Origin of the sequence: Frankia sp. Hr75.2 (assembly GCF_949319125.1) — a bacterium.
Lineage (GTDB): Bacteria > Actinomycetota > Actinomycetes > Frankiales > Frankiaceae > Parafrankia > Parafrankia soli.
Genome location: NZ_CASGGV010000299.1, coordinates 32110 through 58923, shown reverse-complemented (window position 1 = coordinate 58923; position 26814 = coordinate 32110). Strand labels below are relative to the sequence as shown.

General features: G+C 72.3%; 21 protein-coding genes and 1 riboswitch. Of the genes, 13 read left to right on the top strand and 8 right to left on the bottom strand.

Annotated elements, in window-relative coordinates; translation table 11 throughout:
- Positions 1 to 18 precede the first annotated feature (18 nt).
- The 5 genes from AC559T_RS23825 to AC559T_RS23805 form a co-directional block, all read right to left on the bottom strand.
- Positions 19 to 1110: a nucleotidyltransferase domain-containing protein gene (locus AC559T_RS23825; RefSeq protein WP_012157666.1), complete on the bottom strand. Its 1092-nt coding sequence runs from the start codon at positions 1108 to 1110 to the stop codon at positions 19 to 21.
- A gap of 615 nt (positions 1111 to 1725) precedes the next feature.
- On the bottom strand, positions 1726 to 2289 hold the full coding sequence (locus AC559T_RS23820) for a GNAT family N-acetyltransferase (protein WP_071060837.1): 564 nt from the start codon (positions 2287 to 2289) through the stop codon (positions 1726 to 1728).
- On the bottom strand, positions 2282 to 3388 hold the full coding sequence (locus AC559T_RS23815; protein WP_071060835.1) for an NAD-dependent epimerase/dehydratase family protein: 1107 nt from the start codon (positions 3386 to 3388) through the stop codon (positions 2282 to 2284). Before AC559T_RS23815 ends, AC559T_RS23820 begins: the two co-directional genes overlap by 8 nt.
- Positions 3389 to 3712: 324 nt before the next feature.
- Positions 3713 to 4999: a CAP domain-containing protein gene (locus tag AC559T_RS23810; RefSeq protein WP_498870170.1), complete on the bottom strand. Its 1287-nt coding sequence runs from the start codon at positions 4997 to 4999 to the stop codon at positions 3713 to 3715.
- A gap of 282 nt (positions 5000 to 5281) precedes the next feature.
- Complete coding sequence (locus tag AC559T_RS23805; RefSeq protein ID WP_498870169.1) at positions 5282 to 5950, bottom strand: DedA family protein; 669 nt, start codon at positions 5948 to 5950, stop codon at positions 5282 to 5284.
- Between the two features lie 265 nt (positions 5951 to 6215).
- Between AC559T_RS23805 and fbaA the strand changes: the two genes are divergently transcribed.
- The 3 genes from fbaA to AC559T_RS23790 all read left to right on the top strand — a co-directional run bounded on the left by fbaA (position 6216) and on the right by AC559T_RS23790 (position 11841).
- Entirely contained in the window at positions 6216 to 7250 is a 1035-nt protein-coding gene (gene fbaA / locus AC559T_RS23800; RefSeq protein WP_012157661.1) for a class II fructose-bisphosphate aldolase, read from the top strand.
- 1540 nt (positions 7251 to 8790) lie between these two features.
- Positions 8791 to 9011, top strand: a riboswitch (cyclic di-AMP (ydaO/yuaA leader).
- 5 nt (positions 9012 to 9016) lie between these two features.
- A complete protein-coding gene (locus AC559T_RS23795; protein ID WP_112104739.1) occupies positions 9017 to 9700 on the top strand; it encodes a transglycosylase family protein in 684 nt (227 codons plus the stop codon).
- A gap of 1397 nt (positions 9701 to 11097) precedes the next feature.
- Positions 11098 to 11841: a transglycosylase family protein gene (locus AC559T_RS23790; RefSeq protein ID WP_498870168.1), complete on the top strand. Its 744-nt coding sequence runs from the start codon at positions 11098 to 11100 to the stop codon at positions 11839 to 11841.
- 202 nt (positions 11842 to 12043) lie between these two features.
- Here AC559T_RS23790 and AC559T_RS23785 read toward each other — a convergent pair whose 3' ends face one another.
- Positions 12044 to 12370: a hypothetical protein gene (locus tag AC559T_RS23785; protein ID WP_498870167.1), complete on the bottom strand. Its 327-nt coding sequence runs from the start codon at positions 12368 to 12370 to the stop codon at positions 12044 to 12046.
- Positions 12371 to 12734: 364 nt separating this feature from the next.
- On the opposite strand from AC559T_RS23785, the gene AC559T_RS23780 reads away from it, so the two are divergent.
- The 6 genes from AC559T_RS23780 to purB all read left to right on the top strand — a co-directional run bounded on the left by AC559T_RS23780 (position 12735) and on the right by purB (position 19306).
- Positions 12735 to 13163, top strand: coding sequence for a DUF3151 domain-containing protein (locus tag AC559T_RS23780; RefSeq protein WP_071060827.1), 429 nt, complete (start codon positions 12735 to 12737; stop codon positions 13161 to 13163).
- Between the two features lie 88 nt (positions 13164 to 13251).
- Positions 13252 to 14535: an adenylosuccinate synthase gene (locus AC559T_RS23775; RefSeq protein ID WP_012157655.1), complete on the top strand. Its 1284-nt coding sequence runs from the start codon at positions 13252 to 13254 to the stop codon at positions 14533 to 14535.
- Between the two features lie 224 nt (positions 14536 to 14759).
- Positions 14760 to 15698 carry a hypothetical protein gene (locus tag AC559T_RS23770; RefSeq protein ID WP_498870166.1) on the top strand — a complete coding sequence of 313 codons (939 nt, stop codon included), beginning with the start codon at positions 14760 to 14762 and terminating at the stop codon, positions 15696 to 15698.
- Between the two features lie 424 nt (positions 15699 to 16122).
- On the top strand, positions 16123 to 17442 hold the full coding sequence (gene purD / locus AC559T_RS23765) for a phosphoribosylamine--glycine ligase (RefSeq protein WP_012157652.1): 1320 nt from the start codon (positions 16123 to 16125) through the stop codon (positions 17440 to 17442).
- Positions 17439 to 18002, top strand: coding sequence for a 5-(carboxyamino)imidazole ribonucleotide mutase (purE, locus tag AC559T_RS23760; protein ID WP_071060823.1), 564 nt, complete (start codon positions 17439 to 17441; stop codon positions 18000 to 18002). Before purD ends, purE begins: the two co-directional genes overlap by 4 nt.
- Complete coding sequence (purB, locus tag AC559T_RS23755; RefSeq protein ID WP_248831525.1) at positions 17999 to 19306, top strand: adenylosuccinate lyase; 1308 nt, start codon at positions 17999 to 18001, stop codon at positions 19304 to 19306. Before purE ends, purB begins: the two co-directional genes overlap by 4 nt.
- Positions 19307 to 19415: 109 nt before the next feature.
- Here the strand turns inward: purB and AC559T_RS23750 are convergent, their stop codons facing one another.
- Together AC559T_RS23750 and AC559T_RS23745 are read right to left on the bottom strand one after the other, a co-directional pair.
- Complete coding sequence (locus tag AC559T_RS23750; RefSeq protein WP_071060819.1) at positions 19416 to 20009, bottom strand: type IV toxin-antitoxin system AbiEi family antitoxin; 594 nt, start codon at positions 20007 to 20009, stop codon at positions 19416 to 19418.
- 649 nt (positions 20010 to 20658) lie between these two features.
- The gene (locus tag AC559T_RS23745) at positions 20659 to 21282 is read right to left on the bottom strand and encodes a hypothetical protein (RefSeq protein ID WP_498870165.1); all 624 of its coding nucleotides are present in this window, start codon (positions 21280 to 21282) and stop codon (positions 20659 to 20661) included.
- 161 nt (positions 21283 to 21443) lie between these two features.
- Here AC559T_RS23745 and AC559T_RS23740 point away from each other — a divergent pair, with 161 nt between their 5' ends.
- The 4 genes from AC559T_RS23740 (at position 21444) to panD (ending at position 26811) form a co-directional block, all read left to right on the top strand.
- Entirely contained in the window at positions 21444 to 22355 is a 912-nt protein-coding gene (locus tag AC559T_RS23740) for a phosphoribosylaminoimidazolesuccinocarboxamide synthase (protein WP_112104730.1), read from the top strand.
- A gap of 133 nt (positions 22356 to 22488) precedes the next feature.
- The gene (locus tag AC559T_RS23735; RefSeq protein ID WP_498870164.1) at positions 22489 to 25029 is read left to right on the top strand and encodes an MMPL family transporter; all 2541 of its coding nucleotides are present in this window, start codon (positions 22489 to 22491) and stop codon (positions 25027 to 25029) included.
- 246 nt (positions 25030 to 25275) lie between these two features.
- Entirely contained in the window at positions 25276 to 26358 is a 1083-nt protein-coding gene (panC, locus tag AC559T_RS23730) for a pantoate--beta-alanine ligase (protein WP_498870163.1), read from the top strand.
- A 3-nt stretch (positions 26359 to 26361) separates the two neighbouring features.
- Complete coding sequence (panD, locus tag AC559T_RS23725; protein WP_071060811.1) at positions 26362 to 26811, top strand: aspartate 1-decarboxylase; 450 nt, start codon at positions 26362 to 26364, stop codon at positions 26809 to 26811.
- Positions 26812 to 26814 lie beyond the last annotated feature (3 nt).

Below are 26814 nucleotides of genomic sequence, written 5' to 3'. Positions count from 1 at the left end.
GGGCCCGGCGGGCCGACGTCACCCGAAGGTCGGGAACTCCGGGCCGAAGACGGTGCCCCACAGGCTGACGGCCTCCTCGTGGTCCCCGGCGCGCTCGGCCGCGACCGCCTTGGCCGAGTAGGTGCGCGCCTGGCGGACGAAGGCGCCAAGATCCTCGAGGTCGTCCTGGCGAAGGTAGCTGGACAGGTCACCGCGGATGTCGGACGGATCGCCGACCACGAGGCCGACCTCGTCCATGTGCCGGAACACCTCGGCAAGGCCCTGGCGCGTGTTGAGACCGCGGCCCGCGAGCACCTGCCCCGCGAGCGCCTCGATGTGGAACGAGCGCAGGTGGCTGCCGCACACCCGGTTCCACGCCTTGAGCAGCCGGACCGCCGAGATGACCCGCGGGCCGAGGTCCATCGTCCAGCTCGCGTGCCGCTCCGGCCGGGTCGGCAGCCAGCCGCCCACCCTGTCCGGGATGACGTAGCCGGCGCGGGGGTGGTCGAAGGCCGGCACGAGGTGGACGTCCGGCGCGGCGTCGTAGACGATGCGCAGCGCCTGGCCGCGGGTGCCGATCGTCTGCACCCGGTCGCCACCGATGGCGTTGCGGACGCAGACGAGCAGGTCGCGAGAATCCCACCGGAAGCGCTTCCACGCGCTGTTCGCCGCGCTGAAGACCACGAAGATGTCCACCTCGTCGAGCGGACGGATCATCGTGTCGCGCCCGGCGGACCCGATCGTGGCCACGCCCACCAGGGGCAGCGCGCAGCGCGGCGGGAAGATCGACCGCAGCGCCCGCTCCGCCTCCGCCCGCCGGTCGTCGATCACCGCGCGGTCGTCGTCACCGAGCCGGACCATGTCGTCCAGCTTGGCGAAGGCGCGGGCAGTCGTGCCGACCAGCAGCGGACCGGTCATCGGGCCGGTCATCGGATTGATCGGAGACGCGCCGGTCACGGCGGGCCCGGGCGGCGGTGCCGTCGCCTGCTCACCCGCGGGGAACAGCGGGTTCGGCTCCCCCGGCCCGGGCCCCGCCGGCCGCCGCCAGTGCGGCGGAATGATCAGATGGTCGTACGTGACCTCGCTCGACCGTGTTCCGGTAGGAACTTCCCGACGGGCATCCACGCTCATCGTGCAGACCTCCCAGGGCGCAGGTGACGCCGGACGTGCGGGCTCCCTCCCCATTGCGACGCGCCGCCCGCGGCCCGTCGCAGACGCCCCCGCCGGGGCCGGGCGGACCCGGCTACCGGTTGCGACATCGGTTCCTATGGTGCCCCAGGACGTCACGATCTGAACAGGGGGCCGTGGTATCGGCGTGTCCGGCCCGGCCCCGCCGTCTCACGGAACCATGAAAAACCTGTGTCGGATAGCCGACACCCCAGCCTCGGGGGGCCCTCAGGAATACCACCCCCGGGGGGTGAGGGAAAGAGGGTGACCAGGGCCGATGGCACGTTCGGGCGATCGGCCGCTGGACAGCGGGCGCCTGGAGCGTCGACGCCCGGGGCCGCGCCACCGGCTCGCGCCGCGGCGCCCGCGGACACCCAGGCCACTCGACACGCCGACAACGTTAACTCTAAGTAACGATGTATGCCGGGTCACGCGGCGATCGTCAGACCACTGCCAGGCCATCCCGGGCTGCCCCGCCGAGGCCCGGCCATTCCGGATATCCCTCACTGCCAGGTCATCCGCGACATTCAGGTGACTGGCCGACCATCCGCGACATCCGGGACGGGGCAGCCGACGGCGTCAGCCGGGCGGCGGGCGGATCCACAGCCGACGGCGTTCGGTGAGCAGCACGCCGGTGGGCACGAACGCCGTCGACTGGGCGAGCCGCTTCGCGGCGGTGTCCCCGACGCGGACCCTCGTCCCGACCAGAACCCCCCGGTACTCCAGCCAGCTTGCGACGGCCCGGACGGCCTCCGCGGCGTACCCGTCGCGCCGGTGGGCGGCGCTCACCCGGACGCCGACCGCGGCCCGGGCGGCATGCATGTCGGCGGCGAGCAGACCGAGCGCCGTGCCGTCGTCCGCACGCAGCACCCAGGTCAGGATTCCCCGGCCGGCACCGATCCTGCGCCGCAGCTCCCGGCGCACACCCGTCGGGTCCGTGGCGACCGAGTCGGCCGGCGTGGAATCGGCCGGCGCGGAGTCGACCGCGCCGCCGAACAGCTCGCCGGCCGCCAGCCGGACAGGCGCGCCGTGGTTGGCGGCGACCATCGCCTGCGCGAGCTCCTCGGCGACGAACCCGGCGTTCCAGACGGTGAGGGGGAGTGCGCGCAGCCGCGCGGTGGTGAGGGTGGGACCCTCACCCACGGCGGGCCGGCTCCGGGACCCCCAGCAGGCCCCGGTCGCGCAGCCAGGAACCGGTCCGCCGCATGCCCTCGTCGAGGTCGACCTCGCCCCGCCAGCCGACGAGCGCGGCGATCCGGTCCCCGGAGACCGTGCCGCGCCTGGTGACGTCCTGGATCGTCAGCGGGCCGAGGTCGACCCGGACACGCGGGTCCACGTTGGCCATGAGGGCCGCGCCGATCCCGCGCAGCAGGCCCGGACGGCCGCCCGCGGACGCCGACTGCCGGCTCGGCAGCCGGTCGACGGCGTCGACGACCTCGCACAGCCGCGCAGGCACGGACCGGGGCGCCCGCACCTGCGCCATCGCGGCGTACCGCCCGAAGAATTCGGCCACCGTCGCCGTGCCCGGACCGGTCACGTGCAGCACCTGGCCGGTCACCGCCTCGCCCGGGGCGGCCGCGACGGCCATCACCGCGCTCACCACGTCGTCGACGTGGACGGGGCTCAGCATGCCGCGCCCGCCGTCGACGAGGACGAACCGGCCGGCCCGCATCAGCAGCACGGGCCACAGCGTCCAGCGGCCGGCGCGCGGGCCGTAGGCGTCGGCGATCCGCAGCACGGTGACGGGGGCCCCGTGGGCGGCGGCCGCGCTGACGGTCTGCTCGGCGGCGGCGATCGCGTCGGCGCGCGGCTCGCCGGTGAGGCCGACCGGCGCGGACTCGTCGGCCACGTGCGGTGCGTCGTCGCCGAGCGCGCTCACGCAGGACAGGTGGACCACGCGGCGGACACCAGCGCGCTGGGCCGCGTCGAGCACCGTCGCGGTCCCGCCGAGCAGCACCTTGCGCATCTGCGCGGTGGTGATGCCGCTGGGCGGGGTCGCCCGGCCGGCCCGCACCGGCGCCAGCTCCCCGACGCCGCCCATGCCCACGGCGGCGGCGTGCACGAGCAGGTCAGCGCCCTCGAGCGCCTTCTCCCAGCTCCCGGACGTCGTGACGTCGGCCAGGGTGACGCCCGGCGCGCGCCGCACGTCGAGCCCGATGACCTCGTCACCGCGTCGGCGGAGCTCATGCGCCACGGCGCCGCCGAGGAATCCGGCCGCGCCGGTGACCACCGACCGCACCACGCTCGCCCTCCCTCACCCGCTTCGCGGCCAGCCGGCCGGCGCCGACCCACGCCCACCGGCGGCTGGTTACCCGACCCGGCCTGTTCCGGACCAGACGATACGTGATCTTTTGGTGTCCGCTCTGCCGGCGGAGTCGGCCGGCCTGAGCATGATGGCGAGCGATAGTACCGGGCCCGATGAGGGCGCCTGGTTCTGGGCCGGCGCGGGCCGCCGTCCGGGGCGCCGACCGGGACCCTCCGGAGCGGTTTCGAGACGCCACCCGAAGGCCACAGAAAAGGGTCGACAAAAGACCACCAGCGGGAATGGGCCGCCCGATTGGTGCCGTTACGGCGAGCCGAAATCCTGGACCCAGTAGGTGCCGTAGTCACCTCCGGTGGCGAACCCGACACCGATCTGGCTGAGCGAACAGTTCAGGATGTTCGCCCGGTGGCCGGGGCTCGCCATCCAGTCCGCGACGACGTCGGCCGGGGTCCGCTGGCCGGCCGCGATGTTCTCCGCCGCGATCGAGAAGACGTAGCCCGCCGCCGCGATCCGGTCGAAGGGCGACCGCCCGTCCCGGCCGCTGTGGTCGAAGTAGTTCCGGGCCGCCATGTCCGCGCTGTGCTCCTGGGCCGAAGCCACCAGGCGGGCGTCGACCGCGAGGGCCGGGCAGCCCGCGGCCGAGCGCTGGGCATTGGTCCGCGTGACGACCTCCTCGATCAGCGCGGCCGTCGCCGCCGACCCGGCACCGCCGCCCGCGCCGGTCGGGGTCCCGGCGAGCCGGGCGCCGGAGGCGACGGGGGCCGGTGCCGGCCCGGCCACCGCGCCCGCCGCGGTGCTCGCGGCCGCCGCCGGCTCGGCGCCCGACGGCGAACCGGCGCCTGTCGGGGAGCCGGACACTCCCGCGGAGGCCGACCCGGCAGGGCCGGGCGGCGTACCCCGGGGCGTGCCGTCGCCCGGATCGGCGGCGGCCGCCGCTGACCGCGGCGCGGCTCCGCCCGGAGCCGTCTGGTCCACCCCGGGCGGGAGGGGGTTCGCGACGGGCACCCGGCCGGTGCGGACCAGCGGGGCGTGCGTCGCGCGGAAGATCACCTCGGACAGGGTGTAGTCGCCGTTCGGCAGCTGCCGGGTGTCGATGCTTGCCTCGAACGGCTCGCCCATCGCCCACCGGGTCACGTTCACGGGGCCCGAGAGCAGGTAGAGGACCCAGGGCTCGCCCGGTGCCGAGCCCGGTTGCCCGTCGGCGGCCATGATCGCGAGCAGCGCGGGATCGGCCCGCAGCACCAGCACACCGCTCACCGGCCCCCGGTCGGCCGGCCACACCGGATCGGCGGGCGACCCGCCGTACCCGGCCAGGGCGCCCCGCCCGCTCCGCGACGCGCTGCCAGGCGGTGCGCCGACGGCATCCGTGCCCGCGGTGTGATCCGCGGTGCCCGCACCGGTCCCGCCCGCGACAACCCTGTTGAACCCGGAGAGGCCACGGCCCGCCGCGCTCGACGTCGAGGGGACCTCGCCCGAGGCCGCCACGAGCCCGAGCGTGACCAGCGTCAGCGCCACCAGCCCCGCGGCGGCGCGCAGCCCGCCCGCCCGCCCGGGCGTGGGACGTCTTCGGTGCCGCCGGCCACGGACCACGTCCTGGACCGGGCCCGCGGGGCCGGCCGGGTCCGCGGCGCGCGAACTCCGCGCACGCAGGGCCGGCCGCGCACGCCGGCCCGGTCGCGCATGCGAGCCCGGCCGTACACGCAAGCCCGGACCGGACGGCGCAGCCCGGTCACGTTCAGGACGCTCTGAGTGCATTCGGACCCTCTGTGTGATCGGCTTGCCGGCCGCTCGCTCACCCGAAGAGACTAGCGATCTGTAGCCGTAGGGGTCCGGCCGGGCCAGGACGAACCCACCGACCAGGCATATAAGGGGTCAGTCCGAGGTGGTCCCGTCGCCGGGATCTCCTGGGACCCGCTCAGTGCGGGCTGGTCCCACTGGTCCCGCTGGAGCCGCCAGGCCCCGCGGCCGCGCTACCCGCCGGCGGAGCAGCTCACCGACCGCCCCCGCCAGGACGGACACGACGATGACCACCAGCGCGATCCACAGCGCCGCGTCCCGCAGGCCCGGGATCGAGGCGGCCTCGTAGCCCAGCAGGGTCAGGCCCGTCCCCCAGACGACGGCGCCGATGACCACGGCCACACCGAACCGGTGCCGCGGCATCGCCACCGCGCCCGCCAGCACCGGAGCGAACGTCCGCGCCCAGGGGACGAACCTGGCCGCGATCAGGGTCACCGCGCCGAACCGGCGGTAGAACTCCTCGGTTCGGCCGAGTGCCCGCGCGTGTCGGCGTTCCAGGTAGGGCCGGCCCAGGTGGCTGCCGGTGGCATAGCCCACCACGGCGCCGGCGCTGGCCACCACCGCGACACCGACCGCGACCACGACGATTGACACGTCCGCGGCCGGATCCGCGGCGACCAGACCCGCCGCGAACAGGATGGTGTCCCCTGGAAGCCAGAAGCCGACCAGGATCCCGCTCTCCGCAAATATCACCGCGAAGAGGATGACGTAGAGGGTCATCCCGGAGAGGCTCTCGATGTCCACTCGGCCAGTCTGCCGGGCGCGGCGGGCGGGGAGGAGACATCCAGCCGCCTTCCGGCGATGTCGCGTGGAACCACACCCGTCCGAGGCGCGCGACGGCATACCCTTCGGCCTACACCTGCCGTCGGCACGCGTCGGGCGCGACCGGACTCATGGGGATCCAGGGATCCGGTGGCGGGTTCGGCGGCGCGGCCGGCGCCAAGGCCCGCGGGCGGTGTGTGCCGCCAGCCGGCCGCGGCGCCCCTACACCTTTCGAGGAGTTCCACCGATGCCCATCGCCAGCCCAGACGTCTACGCCGAGATGCTCAGCCGGGCGAAGTCGAACGCCTACGCCTACCCCGCCATCAACGTGACCTCGTCGCAGACCCTCAATGCCGCGCTCCGGGGTTTCGCGGAAGCCGGCAGCGACGGAATCGTCCAGGTGTCGACCGGCGGCGCCGAGTTCCTCTCGGGAACGACCATCAAGAACATGGTGCTGGGCGCGGAAGCGCTCGCCGAATACGCGCACCACGTCGCCAAGGCATACCCGGTGAACATCGCGCTGCACACGGACCACTGCCCCGCTGACAAGCTGGACACCTACATCCGCCCGCTGATCGCCATCTCGAAGGAGCGTGTGGCGCAGGGCCGCGACCCGCTTTTCCAGTCCCACATGTGGGACGGTTCGGCGGTCGAGCTCGAGGAGAACCTCAAGATTGCCGACGAGCTGCTCGCCGACTGTCGCGCGGCGCGCATCGTGCTGGAAGTCGAAATCGGTGTCGTCGGTGGTGAGGAGGACGGCGTCGTAGGCGCCATCGACGAGAAGCTCTACACCACCCCCGGCGACATGTTCCGCACCGCCGAGGTTCTCGGCACCGGAGAAAAGGGCAGCTACATGCTGGCCGCGACGTTCGGCAACGTGCACGGCGTCTACAAGCCGGGGAACGTCAAGCTCCGACCCTCGATCCTGCGCGAGGGTCAGCAGCACGTGGCCGAGAAGCTCGGCCTGGCCGCCGACGCGAAGCCGTTCAACCTGGTCTTCCACGGCGGCAGTGGGTCGGACCTCTCCGAGATCCGCGAAACGCTCGACTACGGCGTCATCAAGATGAACGTGGACACCGACACCCAGTACGCGTTCACCCGGCCGATCGTCGACCACATGCTCCGCAACTACGACGGTGTCCTCAAGGTGGACGGTGAGGTCGGGGTCAAGAAGGCCTACGACCCGCGCACCTACGGCAAGGCCGCCGAAACCGCCATGGCCGCCCGGGTCGCCCAGGCCTGTGACGACCTGCGGTCCGCCGGCCGGTCGATCGGGGTCTGACCAGCCTCGTCCGGTTCACGGCCCGACGGTCACCTGATCCGTTCCTCTCCCTCCCGGGGACGTCTGTCCCCGGGAGTACATCTATGCCCCGCGGAGTCCATGTGTCCCGGGCTGTGACCCTCGGCCGCACATGGCACTGTTCTCCCCATGGCTCCGCTCTCCCTGTGTCTCGACGCCGTGTCTCCTCATTGCTCTTCGGTCGGCCGAGCGTCCGCGGCCGCGGAGGGCGGCACCGGAACCCCCTGAGCGCCGCGCGCCCGGGGGACCACATTCCCCGGGAACAATGAGGTACCTGTCGGGACACGCACCGTTTACCCGGGACGGGGCCCCTCGCCCGGTGCCGCCCGACACCCGGTGCCGCCCGATGCCGCCCGGGACGCTCAGTGCCATCCGGACACCCAATGACACCCGGGACGCATAGTGCCCAAATAGGCACACAAAGCTATCGTGGACGCGCGGTGCCCAGCGGAGCACACGGCGCCAACTCGGAACAGAGTGTGCACCCGCTCCCATCCATGCGGAAGCGCACCCTCGATGTGGACGCGAGGCGTCACCCGCCCGGCGAGGCCTCATGAAGATCGTGCGGGCGGTCGGCGCGACATCGGCGCCCATACCAACCCAGGACACTCCGAAGCCCACAGCCCACCACAGGCCCCTCATGGGTTGCGGATCGGGTAAAGCCTGCCGAGACCACGCGCACGACCCATCGGAGTCCACACCGGACGCAGCGTTCGCGTGGGCTCCTATGTGTCTCAGCGGCCCCGATGCGTCCTACCCGACACATGCCGACACATGCGGCCGCGCGCCGAACGCTGCTGCCGCGGTGACCCGAGCGCACCCGTTCGTGCGCCCCGGTGATACCTCTTCCGGCCCGCCCCGAGACGCACACCCGTGGCCGAACCGCGAGCCGCCCCGCCCGCGGGCCCGCGGGACAGCTCGGATTCCCGCCCGAACGGGGCTACTTCGGGGCACGCAGAGAGGCACCAGACAGCCCACGCGATCGCCCGATCACGGGCGAGAGACACACACGGACCCACCTCAGCCAAGATCGACCCGAGGGACGAACGGGACGTACCGACCCGACCCCGAGGGACGCCACCACCCCGCAAGAAGTCACAGAAACACCCCAACAAGTTAACTCATAGTTACAGTTGCGTTTCTCACACATCACGGCATGCGGGCCGGCATCAGCACGACGATATGAATTTTCTAGCTGCTTGATGACGGCCTGGCCGGCCGCGGGTAGCCTTCTCGCATATTCGGCTTGATTGCCGACAGCACGCCCAATGGTAACGATCTTTCACCAGTGTGATCTGTCGGTACGAACCACCCTCCACGACGCGGTCGCCAAGTTAATGAGCGCGCATGCGCGCGCGATACCAGCACCGTGATCAAACCTCAAGCAGCCACCGGACGGTGTGCTCTTTTTCACCCGAGGCATTCAGTGCTTGTCATTCGACCTGACGGCGTGGTTATGGTCTTCGCCGTGCCCGGAGACAGGCCGGGCACCCGACGGGTGGCACGCCGAATCCCTGCCCCCATCCGTTGGAAACAGAAACCCGATGGCAGGAGCGGGGGAACCAATACCCGGTCGCCGATTCTGGGGACCTTGGGGTGAAGCCGCTAACGCCGACGGCACGAGGAGGAAGCTTGTCCTCCGTTGCCGAAGGCACAGGATTTCCGGAGTTCCTGACTTGGCGGCCGGGCTTTTTCCCTGCCCGAACCCGACAGCTCACCTCGCAGGCGTGGGGAAGGAAAACTCACGCATGTCCGACGCACGTACCAGTGGCCGACAACGCCGCAGCAGTACCCGCAGCCGGGCCCGCACTCTCGTCTCCGTCCCCGTCATCGCCGCGGCGGTCGGCGGAACACTCGCCCTGAGCCAGCCGGCCAACGCCGCCACGACCTGGGAAGGTCTACGGCAATGCGAGTCCGGCGGTAACTACACGACGAACACCGGTAACGGCTACTATGGCGCTTACCAGTTCTCGCCAGGCACCTGGCGCAGCCTCGGCTACTCGGGGCTGCCACACACGGCTCCGCCCGCCGTGCAGGACGCAGCGGCACTGCAACTCGCACTCCGTTCCGGGTTCGGCCAGTGGCCGGTCTGCGGGAGCGGAATGGGCTCCGAGCAGCTCCTGCCCGGCGCGTCGTCATCAGGCGCCGGGGTCCAGGCGTCCAGAGCGGCCGAGCGCACCTCGCTGGTCGCCCAGCCCGCAGCCGCGGGCGTCCCGAACCTGACGCGGACATACACCGCGTCGATGGTCAACCAGGTCAGCGACGAAGTCCGCTCCTGGCAGGCCAAGATGACCTCCCTCGGCTACCCCCTCACGGTCGACGGCAGCTACGGACCACGGTCCGCGGCCGCGGCGCGTGACTTCCAGGCCGCACGCGGCCTCGTGGTGGACGGCGTCCTGGGTCCGCAGACCTGGGCGGCCACCTTCGGCTGACGTCTGCCGACCGGCGCACTCGGTCACCAGCCGGGCCGTCTGACGGCCACCGCCGCACGCGGCGCCCGCTCCCCCGCTGGCCTGAACCGACCCACCGCACCCTCCTGACGGCCGCCCCCACGCCGCCGTCCGGTCGCGGTGGCCCCCACGCACCGGTCGAGCCCCCTTCGCAAGGCGTCCTTCCCCCGGACGAGGCATCCCACCCGCGCCCGTTGCGGTGAGCCATCCCTCCATGGACTCAGGCCCTCGAACCGGGCGCCGGCGAATCATCCGTGTTCCAACTCCGCCCAGCCGGTGTGTCTCCGGACATCCCGCCCGCGGCCGACCACGTGCTGTCGCAACCGCGATTCCCCCACCAGCACGAGATCGGCACTCTGCGTCGCCCCGGTTCGTCCGCGGCGAAGACCCGCCGGCGCCAGGACCGTATGACCCGCCCGCACGGGGCAGACCCCGCCGTGCGGGCGGGGGCCGGTGCGCGGATCGCCCCAACGATCCGCGCGGCACGGGAGGCGGTACGGACTCAGGCGGCAAGCCGGCGTCGAAGTCCCGATGCCGGGGGCCGTGTTCTCATCCGTGATCCACCCGATGATCGGACGAACCCTCCGACAGCCAAGTCGCCGCGGCGCGTGATCCGCCGCCGACTCTGCTAGGTCGAGCCCGCCGCATGATCTCCTCCGGCCCAGGCCGCAGGAGGAGCCGTCCACGCCGGTGATCCCGGCAGGCGGGCGTGTCCCACACAGGCCGGGACACGCCCGCCGCGGACGGCCAGCCCGATCCCGTCGCCCGTGCAGGTCCTCCCTCCGCCGCGCCCCGTGCCCCCGGGCCCACAACCCCATCAACCTACATATAGTCATGTTAGATATACAAAACGTAATTATCTAGGAAAAAACTACAAACGAACGACAAACATACTTTCGAGGAGCCGTCCAGACGCGACGGCACGCGGCCCGACCCACCCCGGCGGACGGCCGTCCGCGGCCTGGCGGTAACGTCATCCGGATCAGTGCGTCTCGTCACAATCGGCTACGTCACTCGTCAATCAGCCCATTCGGGTAGCTCCGATGTGGTCCTTTCGCATCCCCCACTAGCCGCCCGAATTTGCGCCGTCTAGCTAGATCTCGCTACAGTTCCGCCCACTCGCCTCCCCGGGCGAGGTCATGCGGACGGACGCCGAGTCCTGCCCCCGTCCCCATGGCCGGAACGAGCACGGACAACATCGGGCAGGAGCGGGGGACCCACCATCCGGACGCCCCCCGGCGTCCTAGGGGTTAAGCCGGCGAAACGTGCGGCCGGGAGCACACCGATCCGCGAGGACGGGCTCCGGGCCAGCGGCGCCGACCGGGCAACTTCCAGCCCGAACCCGACAGCTCACCCCGTAGGCGACGGGAAGGACTCTGATGCGATCGCATGATCGTGTTCCCGCCCGTTCCAATGGCCGTGGCGGAAGGCACCGAGCGACCCAGGGACCGTCCACCGCGACTCGGGTCCTGCGCACCACCGGCGCCGTGACGGCGCTGGTCGGCACCGGGCTCGCGGTGACCGCCGCTCCCGCGGGAGCGGCGACTGCCGACGACTTCGCGAAGCTCCGCAAGTGCGAGTCGGGCGGCAACTACGCCATCAACACCGGCAACGGCTTCTACGGTGCCTACCAGTTCGACCAGCGCACCTGGACGGGCCTGGGCTACCCCGGCCGACCCGACCAGGCTCCTCCCGCGATGCAGGACGAGGCCGCGTACAAGCTGTACAACAGCCGCGGCTGGTCACCATGGCCCGGCTGCACCAGCAAGCTCGGCCTCACGAGGAACGGCCCGGCGCCGGCGTCGTCCGGTGCCGGCGGCGACGTGATCGCCCAGGCCCTGACGCCGGCCGAGCCGCCCATGACGCTCGAGCGCGCTCGGGCTGAGGTCGGCGGCCAGTTCGGCGGCGAGGCGCTGAACGTCGGTATGGGCGACGACGTGCGCGCGGACGCCTTCATATGGCAGGCAGAGATGCGCGACCGCCGGTTCGTCCTGACCGTCGACGGCAAGTTCGGCCCGGAATCGCAGGGCATCGCCGCGCTCTACTCGTACCTCACCCGAGTGAGTGACGGTCAGCCCGGCGTGGTCGGCCAGAACCTGTGGAACGTCACCGTCAGCGGCTGACACCACCAGCGCCGCCTGACGCACAGCGCCGCCAGGCACCCCGGCACCGCCGGCTTCACCTGACACCACCGTCGACGGCCGACGTCGGCGGCGCCAGCGGACGTTGCCGACAGCTGACAGCGTCGACAGCTGTCGCACGCCCTGAGACGGCCGGCAGCGCCCTCACACCGTCGGCAGCACCCCCAGGTGGCTGACAGCGCCGTCAGCCGGCTGGCGGCACGACCGACGGCCGGGGCACCCGCATCCGCTCCCAGCGGCTGATAGCGCCGTCAGCGGCTGGCGGCTGCCACGGCCCGGCGCTGACGGCCTGCGGTGCCACGTCGGGACGTCGCGCGGCGTCCATGTCAAGGCGCCTCGGGGCCTGGATGTCGCCGGGCCGGGCGTCGTGCGCGCCCGCCCACCCGCAGCGAGACCAGGCCGGGCGTGGGGCCAGGCCGGGCGGGACCGCGGTGCCCGGCGGAGCACAGCCCCTGACATCGCCGTCGCCACCCGCCAGGACCGCGGACGGCGCCGGACCTGCGGCGGCCACGCGTACCTCCGGATGACGGGCGCCGGGTCCTCATGACCGTCTGGCAGGTCGGGCTATGCCTCGTTGGCACGAGGTTCCACGAGGGCGCTGGTCCCGGGCTGGTCCCGATCTCGCCTCCGCGCCCGTGCCGTGGTCCGCCCGGCCCTCGATTGCCGTCAAGCAGAAATCTAAAAACCAACAGACAGACTACGGAAGAAATCGACCGACACAGGAGAAGCAGGGCCGGCGGCGGCACGACGCCGACGGGGCGCAGACGGGGCGCAGACGCGATGCCGGCGGGGCCCGCGGCCGTCCGTGGCCGTTCAGTGGCCGTCCGCGGGCGGCTCGGCCCCGGAACGGCTCCGGCGTCGGGCAGGATGAGGTCATGACGACACCGCCCGCGAACCAGAACCTCCTGTCGGGCCCGCCGCCCACGCTGCTGCCCTCCGACGCGGCGGCCGCGGACGCGCTGCGGGCCGGCGACACGCCGGACACGGTCGCCGCCCGGTTCCCGGCCATCAGCCTCGGCTGGGCGGTCCTCGCCGAGGACGCGCTGCGCGCCGGGCGCCCGGTGGAGGCGTACGCCTACGCACGGACCGGGTACCACCGGGGCCTGGACCAGCTCCGCCGGTCCGGCTGGAAGGGGCACGGGCCGGTCCCGTGGTCCCACGAGCCGAACCGCGGCTTCCTGCGGGCGCTGGCCGCGCTCTCCCGCGCCGCGGCGGAGATCAACGATGGCGAGGAGGCGGCCCGGTGCCGGCAGTTCCTCACGGACAGCGACCCGGCCGCGGCCGCGGAACTCGGTCTCGCATAGCCGCCATCCGGCCACGGAACGCCGCCGCCGGCCCGCAGGGTCTGGCGGACGGACCACGACGGGCCCATATCCCTAGTAACCTCGCCCGGTGCCCGCACTAGTCCTCATCGGCGCCCAGTGGGGCGACGAGGGAAAAGGAAAGGCGACCGACCTCCTGGGCGGCGCCGTCGACTACGTCGTCCGCTACCAGGGTGGCAACAACGCCGGACACACGGTGGTGATCGGTGCGGAGAGTTACGCCCTGCACCTGATTCCGTCCGGTGTGCTCCGCACCGACTGCGTTCCGGTGATCGGTAACGGCGTCGTGATCGACCCCGGTGTGCTGCTCTCGGAGATGGACGGCCTACAGGCCCGCGGGGTCGACGTCTCCCGTCTGCTCATCAGCGCGGACGCCCATCTGATCATGCCGCACCACCGCGCCCTGGACAGGGTCACCGAGCGGTACCTGGGCAAGGCCCGGATCGGCACGACAGGCCGGGGCATCGGCCCTGCGTACGGGGACAAGGTCGCCCGCACCGGCATCCGGGTGCAGGACCTGCTCGACCCCGGCATCTTCCGGCAGAAGCTGGAGCTGGCGCTGCGGGAGAAGAACCAGGTCCTGACCAAGGTCTACAACCGGCGGCGCATCGAGGTCGACGAGGTCGTCGAGGAGTACGCCGCCTACGCCGAGCGGCTGACTCCGCACATCGCCGACACCGGCCTGCTCCTCGACACCGCTCTGCGCGAGGGCAAGGTCGTCCTCCTCGAGGGCTCCCAGGGCACCCTCCTGGACGTCGACCACGGCACGTATCCGTTTGTGACCTCCTCGAACCCGACCGCCGGCTACGCCGCGACCGGCGCCGGCATCGGCCCCACCCGCATCAACCGGGTGATCGGGATCATCAAGGCGTACACGACCCGGGTCGGCGCCGGCCCGTTCCCGACCGAGCTCGACGACAAGGTCGGCGAGGAGCTGCGCCGCATCGGCGGAGAATTCGGGGTCACCACCGGCCGGGCCCGGCGCACCGGCTGGTTCGACGCGGTCATCGCCCGCTACGCAGTCCGGGTGAACGGCCTCACCGACCTTTTCCTCACCAAACTCGACGTACTTTCCGGCTTCGACACGGTGCCGGTCTGCGTGGGCTACGAGATCAACGGTCAGCGCACCGATGAGATGCCGATGACGCAGACGGAGTTCCACCACGCGAAACCGATCTACGTCGAGCTGCCTGGGTGGCACGAGGACATCTCGGGTGTCACCCGGTTCGCCGATCTCCCCGAGGCCGCCCAGGCGTATGTGGCGACACTCGAGGAGATGGCGGGCGCCCCGGTGTCGGCGGTCGGGGTGGGCCCCGGCCGCGCCCAGACCCTGGTGATCAACGAACTGATCTGACCCGGGCACGGCCCCCACAGCCGTCCACCCTGCCGTGCCCGGTCCCGACCAGCCCGGCGCGCGGGCGAGAGTCTCACCCGTGCCGTGCCCAGACCCGAGCCGTGACCGGTCCCCCGTGCGGTGAACAGTCTCGCGCGGTGATCGGGTCGGGCCGGAGTTGCGCTACGGAGCGTTACGGTCGACGCTTGGCCGGTCACAGTAGGCGACGACCGGGGGTGGTGGCGATGGCGGGATACCCGTCGCAGGCCTCCTGGGACGACGAGCACGCCGACGGCGCCGACGGCGCCGGCTCCGAGATCACGAACGAGACACTCGCCACCGCGCGACCCTCGACCGAACTCGAGCCGGCGACGGCGCCACGCCAGCCAGGCCCGGTACGCTGGTCACCCACCGTCCATCCTGACCATCCGCTACGCCACGGCATCGACCCCGCGACGTGGCCGGTCGGTTTCTCCCCCACCGGCGAGGCGCTGCCGGAGACCCTGACCGACGTTCTCCTGCGCGGCAGTCACGCCATCCGCAGCTCGAAGCGCGCCGAGGCCCAGCGCCTCGAGCGGGCGGCGGCGATCGCCGAGCACGTCCAGGCCCAGATCGACGACTTCCTGGGCTTCTGCGCGGCCGAGCGCCTCACCCCACCGGTCATCGTCCGCACGAACGGCCGCCGCGCCGAACGGTCCCACGACGATGTCCCCGACTGGAACGGCACGCCACGACTCCGGACGTCAACCATGGACCGCGCCGCCGCACGGGCCGGGGATGACGACTCCAGACAGGACCGTCGCCGTGGCGAGGACGACGCGGACCCCGACACCGCCAGTCCGCCGCCCACCGGCCGGCACGGACGTCGGTCGGGGACCACACCGGCACGCCGCCGGCTCCTTCGCCGCGAGCGGCTGCATGCCTGGCCGCTCCTCTACTGGCGCTGCGAGAGTTTCCCGGCCCCGGGACGCTCCCTGCACCTGTTCGTCGAACCGGACGGACGCACCTTCGAGGGCCGCGACGCCCCCGCGCCGCTGACGGTGCTCGGCCGTGAGGTGCAGGTGTGGCCCGTCGACGCCCCGTCGATAGTCGAGGGCATGGCCGAGGTGGACGCCCGCCGTTGCGCGCTTCACCTGGTGCACGGAATGGCTCACATGCTCTGGCAGGCCGGCGTGGGCCTGTAGCCCTTCCGCCTTCTTAATCTATTAGCCACATCTAATTCCATCTCCACCACCGGCGCCGTTTCCGGCGCGCACAGAGAAGTGTGGTGATCGAGTGAGTCCATGCACTCATTCAGTCGCCGCGCTTCATCGAAACGGATAAAAGGACGTCGACAGCGCCGACGCGCGCCCCCCGGAGCCCCGCGGCCCGAGCCGGGCGCCGGGCGGGGGCCCGGACCATGCGACACGGCGGTGGTCGGTGGAGGCGGCACGGGTCCTGTCGTGGTCTCTTCTTGCTGATGAGCAAGCGGACATTGCTGGCACCAGTCGATCCCCGGGACACTCGGGACGGCATCGCCGACAGGGCCACAAGGCAAAGGATGATCAACGTGCACGCTAACCTGGACCCCGTGACTTCCGCGGCCGCCACCCCGGCCTCCCCCGAGCTGTGAAGGTCCTCGTCGTCGGTTCCGGCGGGCGTGAGCACGCGTTGTGCCGCGCGCTGGCCCGGGATCCCAATGTCGGCTCGCTCGTGTGCGCCCCGGGCAACGCGGGGACGGCGGAGTTGGCCGAGCCGCGTCCGCTGCGGGTCGACGATCCGGATGCTGTCGCCGCCCTCGCCGAGTCGGTGCGCGCCGATCTGACGGTGATCGGCCCCGAGGTCCCGCTGGTCGCCGGCGCGGCCGACGAGATCAGGGCCCGTGGGCTGCGGGCGTTCGGCCCGTCCGCCGCGGCCGCGCGGCTGGAGGGCAGCAAGGCGTTCGCGAAGGAGATCATGCGAGCGGCGGGCGTCCCCACGGCCGATTCGCGGGACCACACCGAGATCTCCTCGGCGCTGGCCGATCTGGATAGTTTCGGCCCGCCGTACGTCGTGAAGTACGACGGTCTCGCCGCGGGCAAGGGCGTCACCGTGACCACCGACCGGGACGCGGCCGTCGACGCCGTCCGGGCGAGCCTGCGTGGCCCGGACGACCGGGTGGTGCTCGAGGAGTACCTCGACGGGCCCGAGGTCTCGCTGTTCGCGATCGTCACCGAGTCCGGCTCGGTGGTGCCGCTGCTGCCCGCTCAGGACCACAAGCGGGTCGGCGACGGCGACACCGGCCCGAACACCGGCGGGATGGGGGCCTACACCCCGCTGCCGTGGGCGCCGCGGAACCTGACCGCCGAGGTGGTCCGCACGGTGATCCGGCCGACAGTGGACGAGATGGCCCGCCGGGGAACCCCGTTCACCGGTCTGTTGTACGCCGGGCTGGCGCTGACGTCCCGTGGCATTCGTGTGGTCGAGTTCAACGTTCGGTTCGGTGACCCCGAGGTACAGGCGATCCTGGCACTGCTCAACACGCCGCTGACCGACGTGCTCTCCGGGCGGCGGCCGCCGGTGTGGCGGTCGGGGGCCGCGATCACCGTGGTCGTCGCCGCCGCCGGCTACCCGGCGAACCCGCGGCTCGGTGATCCCATCCGTGGTCTGGCCGCGGCCGGCGCGCTGGCGGGGGTGGACGTGCTCCACGCCGGGACCCGCCGGGACGAACAGGGGCAGGTGGTCGCGTCGGGTGGCAGGGTGCTGTCCGTCACGGCCATCGGCTCGAACCTCGAGTCCGCGCGAGGATCGGCATACGAGGCCATCAGCCGCATCTCGCTGGACGGTGCCCACTACCGCACCGACATCGGGGACCCGTCCCGGATGCGCGGCGCGGTGGACGTCCACCGCGCCGGTTCCGGGGTGGGCGACCTTCACCAGTCGCAGGACCAGCAGGACAAGAAGGAGTGAGCGTGTCGCAGGGCAAGTCGTCACAGGGCAACGGGGCAAGGGGCGGCTCGACGGATCCGCGGGTGGCGATCGTCTACGGCTCCCCGTCGGACACCCAGACCATGAGCAAGGCCGGCGCCACCCTGGAGCGCTTCGGGGTCGCCTACGAGGAGGTCTCCCTCTCGGCGCACCGCGCCCCGCGCACGCTCGCGGAGTACGTCGGGAAGCTGCGCGCGCGGGAGATCCAGGTGGTGATCGCCGGCGCCGGGCTCGCCGCCGCGCTGCCGGGCGCCGTCGCGGCCCTGACGACCCTGCCGGTCATCGGCGTGCCGATCTCCGGTGGCGCGCTGGACGGCATGGACTCCATGCTCGCCATCGCGCAGATGCCGCCCGGCGTGCCGGTGGCCACCGTCGGGCTGAACAACTCGACGAACGCCGCGATCCTCGCGATCCAGATCCTGGCGCTGGGCGACCCGGATCTCGGCCTGAAGCTCGCGACGTTCAAGGACGAGTTCGAGCAGGCAGCGGCCGACTCTCTCGCTGACGTCGCGGCGGCGGCGACCGCGGCGGCACGCGCATGATCGGTCGCTACACGCTGCCCGACATGGGTCGGGTGTGGTCCGAGGCGAACAAGTACGAGCTGTGGTGCAAGGTCGAGGTCCTGGTCCTGGAGGCGCACGCGGCGGCCGGGCGCGTCCCGGCCGACGCGGTGGGCCCGGTGCGTGCCGCGGCGGCCCCGACGCCGGAGGCCGTCGCCGAGATCGAGGCCGTCACCCAGCACGACGTGATCGCCTTCCTGACCGCCTGGGCCGACCAGACCGAGCCGCGTTCCGCCGCGGCCTACGTGCACTTCGGCATGACCTCGTCGGACCTGCTCGACACCGCGCTCGCCTGCCAGCTCGTCGAGGCCACCGACCTGCTGCTCGCCCGTGCCGACCGGCTGGTCGCCGCGCTGCGCGACCTCGGGCTGGCGCACCGCGGGACCCTGCGGGTCGGCCGCACGCACGGCATCCACGGCGAGCCGACGGTGTTCGGCCACCGCGTCGCCGACCTGGCCTTCGGGATGGCCCGCTGCCGTGACCGGCTGCGCGCGGCGCGGGCGGACGTCGGCGTCGCGAAGATCTCGGGAGCGGTCGGCACATACTCGAACATCGACACCGACGTGGAGGGCTACGTCGCGGACAAGCTCGGCCTCACCCCGGCGCCGGTCGCGACACAGGTCGTCCTGCGGGACGGGATCGCCTCCTGGGTCGCGGCCCTCGCCGGCCTGGCGACGGTCTGCGAGGCGGTCGCCCTCGAGGTGCGGCACGGGCAGCGCACAGAGGTCCGGGAGCTGTCCGAGCCGTTCGGGTCGGGCCAGAAGGGCTCGTCCGCGATGCCGCACAAGAAGAACCCGATCATGTCGGAGCGCATCGCGGGGATCGCCCGGATCGTCCGGGCCCAGTACGTGCCCGTCCTCGAAGGTGTCCCGCTGTGGCACGAGCGGGACATCTCGCACTCCTCCACCGAACGGATCGCCCTGCCGGACGCCGCCTGCGGCGTGGACTACCTGCTGCACCTCACCACCCGGCTCGTCGACGGCCTCGTCGTCGACCGGGAACGGATGCGGGCGAACCTCGACGCCACCGGCGGGCTCGTCTACACCTCGGCGGTGCTGTTGGAGCTGGTGGAAACCGGGCTGTCGCGCGAGGACGCCTACGCCGTCACCCAGGCGGCGGCGATGGAAACCTGGCAGACGGGCGTCCCCTTCCGCGAGACGCTGCGCAAGCACGCGGGCGACCGCGGCCTGCCGCTCGACGAGGCTCGCCTGGACGAGGTCAGCCGACCGGAACGCTATGTCGAGCGGCTCACCCCCGTCTTCGACCGACTGGCCGCGCTGAGCTAGGCGAAGCGGACGTACCGGGGCCGGACCGGACGGAAGGGCCTGACCCTACCCGGTCCGGCCTGGCCCAGGCCGGTCGGGTCGGGTCGGGGGCAACGGGTGAAAGCCGAGGTCAGGTGTCGGGCCGGACGGGGTCCGGCCGAGTCGCCTCGGGCTGGGTGTCAAGGGCGCCGCGCAGCTCGTCGAGCTCCTCGGGCGCGACGAGGCCGCCCTCGGCCGCATGGTCGAGCAGGCTGGCCGCGGTGTCACGTGATCCCGACGCCAGCAGGTCGACGAGCGTGCGGGCCGCACTCGTCGCCCGCAGGCCGTGCACCTGCTCCTGCTGTTCGGCGGACATCGCGTCATACCACAGCACGACGCCCTTGTTCCGCCGCCGCGAGGAACCGGGTGGCAGGAGCAGGTGGATCGGCTCGTCGTCCGAGCACGGCGGCAGGGTTGGGAACTCGTGCAGGCGCGCTGCCGTCAGGCCGCAGAGGGTGGCGCACGGCAGGACGAGCAGCGCCGCCTGACAGCGCCCAAGATAAGTGTCGCAGGTGGGGACGACATATCCGCCCTGGACGGGATTGAGCCAGTCCTCGTTCTGGACCAGCTGATGTAGGCGATGGTCAGTAAGGCCGGCACAACGCGCCTGTACGCGCGTGAGCGCACCCTTCTGGCGGCACGCGACCGCCAGGGCCCGAGCAAGCGCGGGGTCGTGGCGACTCATGACTTCCACGGTGCCAGGAGCAAATCCAGCCGTGCGCCGATATCCAGCCCTCGATCGATGATCTGGCTGAAAATTCTTCGATAGCCAACCGTCAGGCGCACTAAAGATATAAGCACGAATACGATTTCCCAATATTTTTGTCTTCCGGTTTCAGAGGTAGGGATCCCGGGCAGGCGCCGGCGAGACGAAGGGCCGGGGGCAGCCCCGGAGGTCTCGACCCCGGGCCTCGTACATCCCGGCGACCCCTGGGGCCCGGCGACCTCTGTGCTCGGGGGCCGGGGAGCCTCGGAACCCGGGGCCGGCAGCCTCTGGACCTGGGGGCCAGGGGCCCAGCCTCCGGACCTCCGGGATCGGGCCTCCGGGATCAGGGATCGGGGGCCCGGAGATCGGAGATCACGGGTCGACGCCGCACACCCCGGTAGCCTGCTCGCCCTTTGGCATCCTTCTCGCTCTTTCAGGCAGGGTTCCACCGGAAAAGCCACCCGAAACGGCGAGAAAGAAACGAAAAGGCGAGTAGCCGAGCGCCAGAATCGGTCCGGACCAGCCCGGACCGACCCGGATCCCAGCCACCCTCCCCCCACACCGCACCTTCGCGGATGCCCGAATACCGGCCACGCCTGGCCGGTTGCCGGCTACTTCTGGGCAACGGTCAGTGGATGGCGACCTCCAGGCCGATCAGAATGATGCCGAGTAGGGCGATTCCCGCGGTGTAGCCGGCGAGTCGCCAGCGGCGTAGGCCTCCCGCGCGCCCGGAGAACAGGCCCCACGCGCAGAGCAGCAGCAGCGAGGTCCACAGTGCCGCCTCCTGCGCGTCACTGACGCTCGCGCCGGCCGCACGGGCGACTGCCAGCACGGCGAGCGGCAGGAACGAGGCCCGGACCATCGGCCAGTTCTCGACCAGCGCGCGCCGGGCGCCAGACCAGCCGGCGCCGACGCCGGCGCCGGCGCCGGCGCCGGCGTCGGCGTCGGCGTCGGCTCGGCGATCGGCTACGCGCCCGATGCCGTCACCGGTGTCGTGCCGGACGCGGTGGCCGATGGCGTGGGCGTAGCCGTGTGCCAGCCAGAAGACGACCATTGTCGTGGCGACCGCGGCGATGATCTCGGCGGCCGAGTCCTGATCAGGGTCCTGGGCGGCGATCAGGCCGGCGGCCAGCACCGTCCCGTAGACGGCGTGCCGGGGATGACCGGTTGGCGGGAAGAGGATGGCCTGGGCCGCGGCGCGGAAGACGCCGTCGGCCGTTGAACCGCCCGCGGTGCCCCCGGCGCTCGCCACAAGGCGACATGCTGCCGGCGGCTGCCGGCATCCGCATCCCGACCAGGACCCCGGGCCGGTCGCCCCGGCCCGGGTCCGCCGCCGGGCAACCGAGCGGGGGCATCACGAAGAGGCACGTTGAGCGGGCGTCCCGGGCAGGAGGCTACCGGTACGGTCGGACCATGCCGCTGACACATGAGGAGTTCGCCGGGCTGACGCATCTCGGCTCGGGGAAGGTGCGTGAGCTGTTCGCGGTCGGGGATGACGCGGTGCTGCTCGTGGCGAGCGACCGGATCTCGGCCTTCGACGTCGTGCTGCCCACGGAGATCCCCGACAAGGGCGCGGTGCTCACCGGGCTCAGCCTGTGGTGGTTCGACCAGCTTGGTGATCTCGTCCCGAGCCATGTGATCAGTTCGAGTGTGGACGAGTATCCGGCGGAACTCGCGCCCTACGCCGAGCAGCTGCGCGGGCGCTCGATGCTGTGCCGCCGGCTCGACATGGTCCAGATCGAGTGCGTCGCCCGCGGTTACCTGACCGGCAGCGGCCTGAAGGACTACCGGAGCTCCGGCACCGTCAGCGGCCATCCGCTCCCCGCCGGCCTGGAGGATGGCAGCAGGCTGCCGAACCCGATCTACACGCCGTCGACGAAGGCACCGATCGGGGAGCACGACGAGAACATCAGCCGGGACGACGCGGCCGGCCGGGTCGGCGCGGAGCTGGCGGCCGAGCTTGAGCGGCTCACCCTGCAGATCTTCGGGCGCGCCAGTGATCTGGCCGCCGAGCGCGGGATCCTGCTCGCCGACACCAAGTTCGAGTTCGGCCACGACGCGGACGGCGTGCTGCGGCTCGCCGACGAGGTACTCACCCCGGACTCGTCCCGGTTCTGGCCGGCGGACGCCTGGACGCCGGGCGGCACGCAGCCGTCCTATGACAAGCAGTTCATCCGCGACTACCTGGTCAGCACGGGGTGGGACCGCAACCCGCCGGCACCGGAGCTGCCCGACGACATCGTCGAGTCGACGCGCGCCCGCTATGTCGAGGCCTACGAGCGGCTGACCGGGATCTCGTTCAAGGATTACCTGTCCACCGCGTGACCACCCCGCCGGCCGGGGGTTAGCCCCACCTGGGGTCGCGAGCGAACCCCACCGGGTGCCGGAGGATTTCGGCACCTCAAACCTGGTAGCTCTCCGCAGTGACCAGGAACGGTCGGAACGAGATCGTCGTTCCATGCGCACGAGACCTCCGACAGCATCGACGCCGCGCCGCTCACCCGCCCCGTCGGGGTCCGGCGCCTCGGACGGGCCGGCCGACCGCGGCCCACGCCATGCTCACCGGGCCGCGCCGACCGGCGCGTCCCCCGACAGCCCCACGCACGCCACCCACCTGGCCGCCCGCGCGGCCCGGTGGAGCGTGCGGCACCGCCGCCTCGCCATCGGCGGCTGGATCCTCGGCGTCGTGCTCGTCACTCTGCTGGGGAGCCTGATCGGGACCAGCACCCTCGGTGACGACGACTACAGCGTCGGTGAGGACGGGCGGGCCCAGAGCACCCTGGACGCGCACGGGTTCACCTCCCCCGCCAACGAGAACGTGCTGATCCAGCGGCCGGCGCAGGCTGCCAGCCCCGAGGAGCTGCTCGCCGACCCCGAGCTGCGGGCCGCCCTCGCGGACGTCGCCGCGCGGCTCGACGGCACCGGTGAGGTGACCAACCTGCGGGCGCCGATCGCGCTGCCCGGGGTGGAGGCGAACCCCGGGCTGGTGTCCAACGACCGTCGTTCGGTCATGGTGACCTTCGAGATGCGCGGTGACGAGGACACCGCCACCGACCGGATCGACCCGGTGCTGGCCGCCGTCGCGGCCGCGGCCGACGAGCATCCGGGGCTGCTCGTCGAGGAGGTCGGCGAGGCGAGTGCCGACAAGGCGCTCGGCGACACGATCGGCAAGGACTTCAAGCGGGCCGAGCTGCTCGCCATCCCGCTCACCCTCGGCATTCTGCTGGCCGTCTTCGGCGCGGTCGTCGCCGCGCTGGTGCCGGTCGTGCTCGCGCTGACCGCGTTCGTCGGGGCGCTGGGTGTCGTCGCCTTCACCAGCCGGCTGCTGCCCACGGACGAGACCGCGACCTCGGTCATGCTGCTCATCGGCCTGGCGGTCGGCGTCGACTACGCCCTGTTCTACATCCGCCGCGAGCGCGAGGAGCGGGCCGCCGGGCACAGCCCGCAACGCGCGCTGGAGATCGCCGCGGACACTTCGGGTCACGCCGTTCTGGTGTCCGGGCTGACGGTCGCCGTCTCGATGGCGGGCCTGCTGCTGACCGGGCTGAGCGTGTTCAGCGGGATCGCCGGCGGCACGGTCATCGTGGTGCTGATCGCGGTGCTCGGCTCGCTCACGGTGCTGCCGGCGGTGCTGTCCTGGCTGGGTGACCGGGTCGAGCTCCTGCGGCTGCCCTGGCACCGCCGCGCCGACGCCCGCGCCGCCGCCGCCAGCGCCCCGGGCGCGGACAGGAAGACCACGAGCACCACGAGCGTCGCCGGCACCGCTGGCGTCGATCTGACCCGGCCCGGCCTGACGGGACGACTGCTGCGCCGCCCCGGCATCGTCGCGGTGGTCACCGGCGGGCTGCTGATCCTGCTGGCAGTGCCCGCCCTGGGGCTGCGGACCGTCGAACCGGGCATGGACGACATCCCCGACGATCTTCCGATCATGCAGACCTACGATCGGGTCCAGGCGGCCTTCCCGGGCGAGCAGACGGCCGCGGTCGTCGTGGTCTCGGCCGCCGACGTGCGGGCGCCGCAGGCGGTGGGAGCCATCGACGCGCTGCGCGAGCGGGCGCTGGCCAGCGGAATGATGTACGAACCGATCACCACCGAGATCAGCGCGGACGGCCAGGTCGCCAAGATCTCGATCCCGATCGCCGGCGAGGGCACCGACGACGCTTCGCTGCGGGTGCTCGACACGCTGCGCGGGGAGATCATCCCCAGCACGATCGACCCGGTCTCCGGGATGTCGGCGGACGTCACCGGGTGGACTGCCGGTTCGGCCGACTTCAACGCCCAGCTCAACGGGCGCACCCCGCTGGTGATCGGATTCGTGCTGGTCCTGGCCTTTCTGCTGCTGCTGGCCGCGTTCCGCAGCGCCATCGTCGCCGCGGCGGCCGTCGCGCTGAACCTGCTGTCGGTGGCCGCGGCGTACGGCCTGCTCGTGGTGGTGTTCCAGCATCACTGGGCGGACGGCCTGCTCGGCTACACCTCGACCGGGGCCATCACCAACTGGCTGCCGCTGATGCTCTTCGTGATCCTGTTCGGCCTGTCCATGGACTACCAGGTGTTCGTGCTCAGCCGGGTCCGGGAGGCCTACGACTCGGGCCTGCCGATGCGCGACGCGGTGCTGGTCGGGGTCCGGCGTAGCGCGGGGGTGGTGACCAGCGCGGCCGTGATCATGGTGGCGGTGTTCAGCATCTTCGCCACCCTGTCGCAGGTGAGCATGAAGCAGCTCGGCGTGGGGCTCGGCGCGGCGATCCTGCTGGACGCGACCGTGATCAGGGTGATCCTGATGCCCGCCGTCCTGACGCTGATCGGCGAGCGGGCGTGGCGCCGCCGGCCCGCCGCCGTCGCCGCCGACGACGACGACCGGGGGACGGCCGTCCCGGTGCCGGCGGGTGACCGCCGGCCGCAGCTCCCGGCGCAGGCCCCCGCGCCCGCCGTGCCCCCCGCACCCGCCGGCCACGGCCCGTTCTCCGGCATGGGCGACTTCCCCCGTCACCGCCAGGACTGACCGCGCAGGTCCAGTCACCGATTCCGTCCAGTCACCGCCCCCGGTCGCGCCGTAGCGGCCGGGGGCGGTGTGTCTTCTCGGGTCTCCGGCCGCGGCGCGAGCCGGCCCGATGCCGTCCCGGCCAGGCTTGCGCGGCGAAAGACGGCCCGGTCACAGACCGGGCCGGGGGAGGTTGCATGCGGGTTACAGTGTCCGGCGACGTCCGGTACCCCATCCGAGGACTGGAACGGACAGATGCCTGTTCACATGCCTGCCCAATCGCCCGCCCGCCCGATTTCCGGGCCGACCGCACCGACCTCGCTGCCCTCGCCGGCCGCACCGACCTCGCCATCGGCGTCAGCCGGACCGGGGGGCGGGACCACCGCCTCCGGATCACCGGTCCGAACGGGCCGGCCCACCGTCGCCCGCACCCGCGCCGAGCTCGCCGCCCTGCTGAGCGAACCCGCCGCGTCCCCCGTCGGGAACGGCCCCGCGCGGGGGGTGCGCGCCGTCGTGATGACGATGGGCGCCCTGCACCGCGGGCACGCCGAGCTGATCAGAGCGGCCCGGCGCCGGGCCGACCAGGTGGTGGTCACAATCTTCGTAAACCCGCTGCAGTTCGGGCCGGGTGAGGATCTCGACCGCTACCCCCGCACCTTCGAGGCAGACCTCGATCTCTGCGCGCGCGAGGGTGTCGACGCCGTCTACGCCCCGACCCAGGTCCATGATCCCGCACCGCTGGTCACCCTGAGTGCCGGCCCGCTCGGCGACGTCCTCGAGGGGGCGTCCCGGCCGGGCCACTTCGACGGGATGCTCACCCTGGTCGGCACGATGCTGCACCTCGTGCGCCCTGATGTGGCCTTCTTCGGCCGCAAGGACGCCCAGCAGCTCGTCTGCATCCGCCGGATGGTCGCCGACCTGGCGTTCCCGGTGGAGATCGTCGGAGTACCGACGGTGCGGGACACCGACGGTCTCGCCCTGTCGAGCCGAAACGCCTACCTTGGGCCGGAGCAGCGGCGCAGCGCGCTGGCGCTCTCCCGGGCACTGTCCGCCGGCACCGGGCAGGCTGGAGCGGGCGCGGCGGCCGTACTGTCCGCGGCCCGGTCGGTGCTGGCCGCCGAGCCGGGTGTGGGCGTCGACTACCTGACGCTGGCCGACCCGTCCGATCTCGGGCCGGTCGAGGTCGGGCCGGCGCTGCTGCTGGTCGCCGCCCGGGTCGGGAACACCCGGCTGATCGACAACGTCGAACTCGTCCTGACGGGGGCCGGGCCGGGCCCCGTCGACGACGAAGCCCGCAGCAAAGACCACAACGAGGCTCGCAACGACGCCGGCAAGGGCAAGGAGGTCTGACCGGTGTTCCGGACCATGCTCAACTCGAAGATCCACCGGGCGACGGTCACCCAGGCCGACCTGCACTACGTGGGCTCGGTGACGATCGACGCCGACCTGATGGCGGCCGCCGACCTGCTGCCCGGCGAGCAGGTGACGATCGTCGACATCAACAACGGCGCCCGGCTGGAGACCTACGCGATCAGCGGCCCGGCCGGCAGCGGAATCATCGGGATCAACGGGGCGGCCGCCCGGCTGGTCCACCCCGGCGACCTCGTCATCATCATCTCCTACGGGATCATGGATGACGCCGAGGCACGCCGGCACGTCCCGAAGGTCCTGTTCGTCGACGCGGAGAACCGGATCATCGGGCAGGGCGGTGATCCGGCGGCGGCGCTGCCGGGCGATCCGTCCAGCCTGCGGGGCGACGTCCTGGACCCGGCCGGCGCTCGCGGCCTGGGCGGGGGGGCGTAGCGA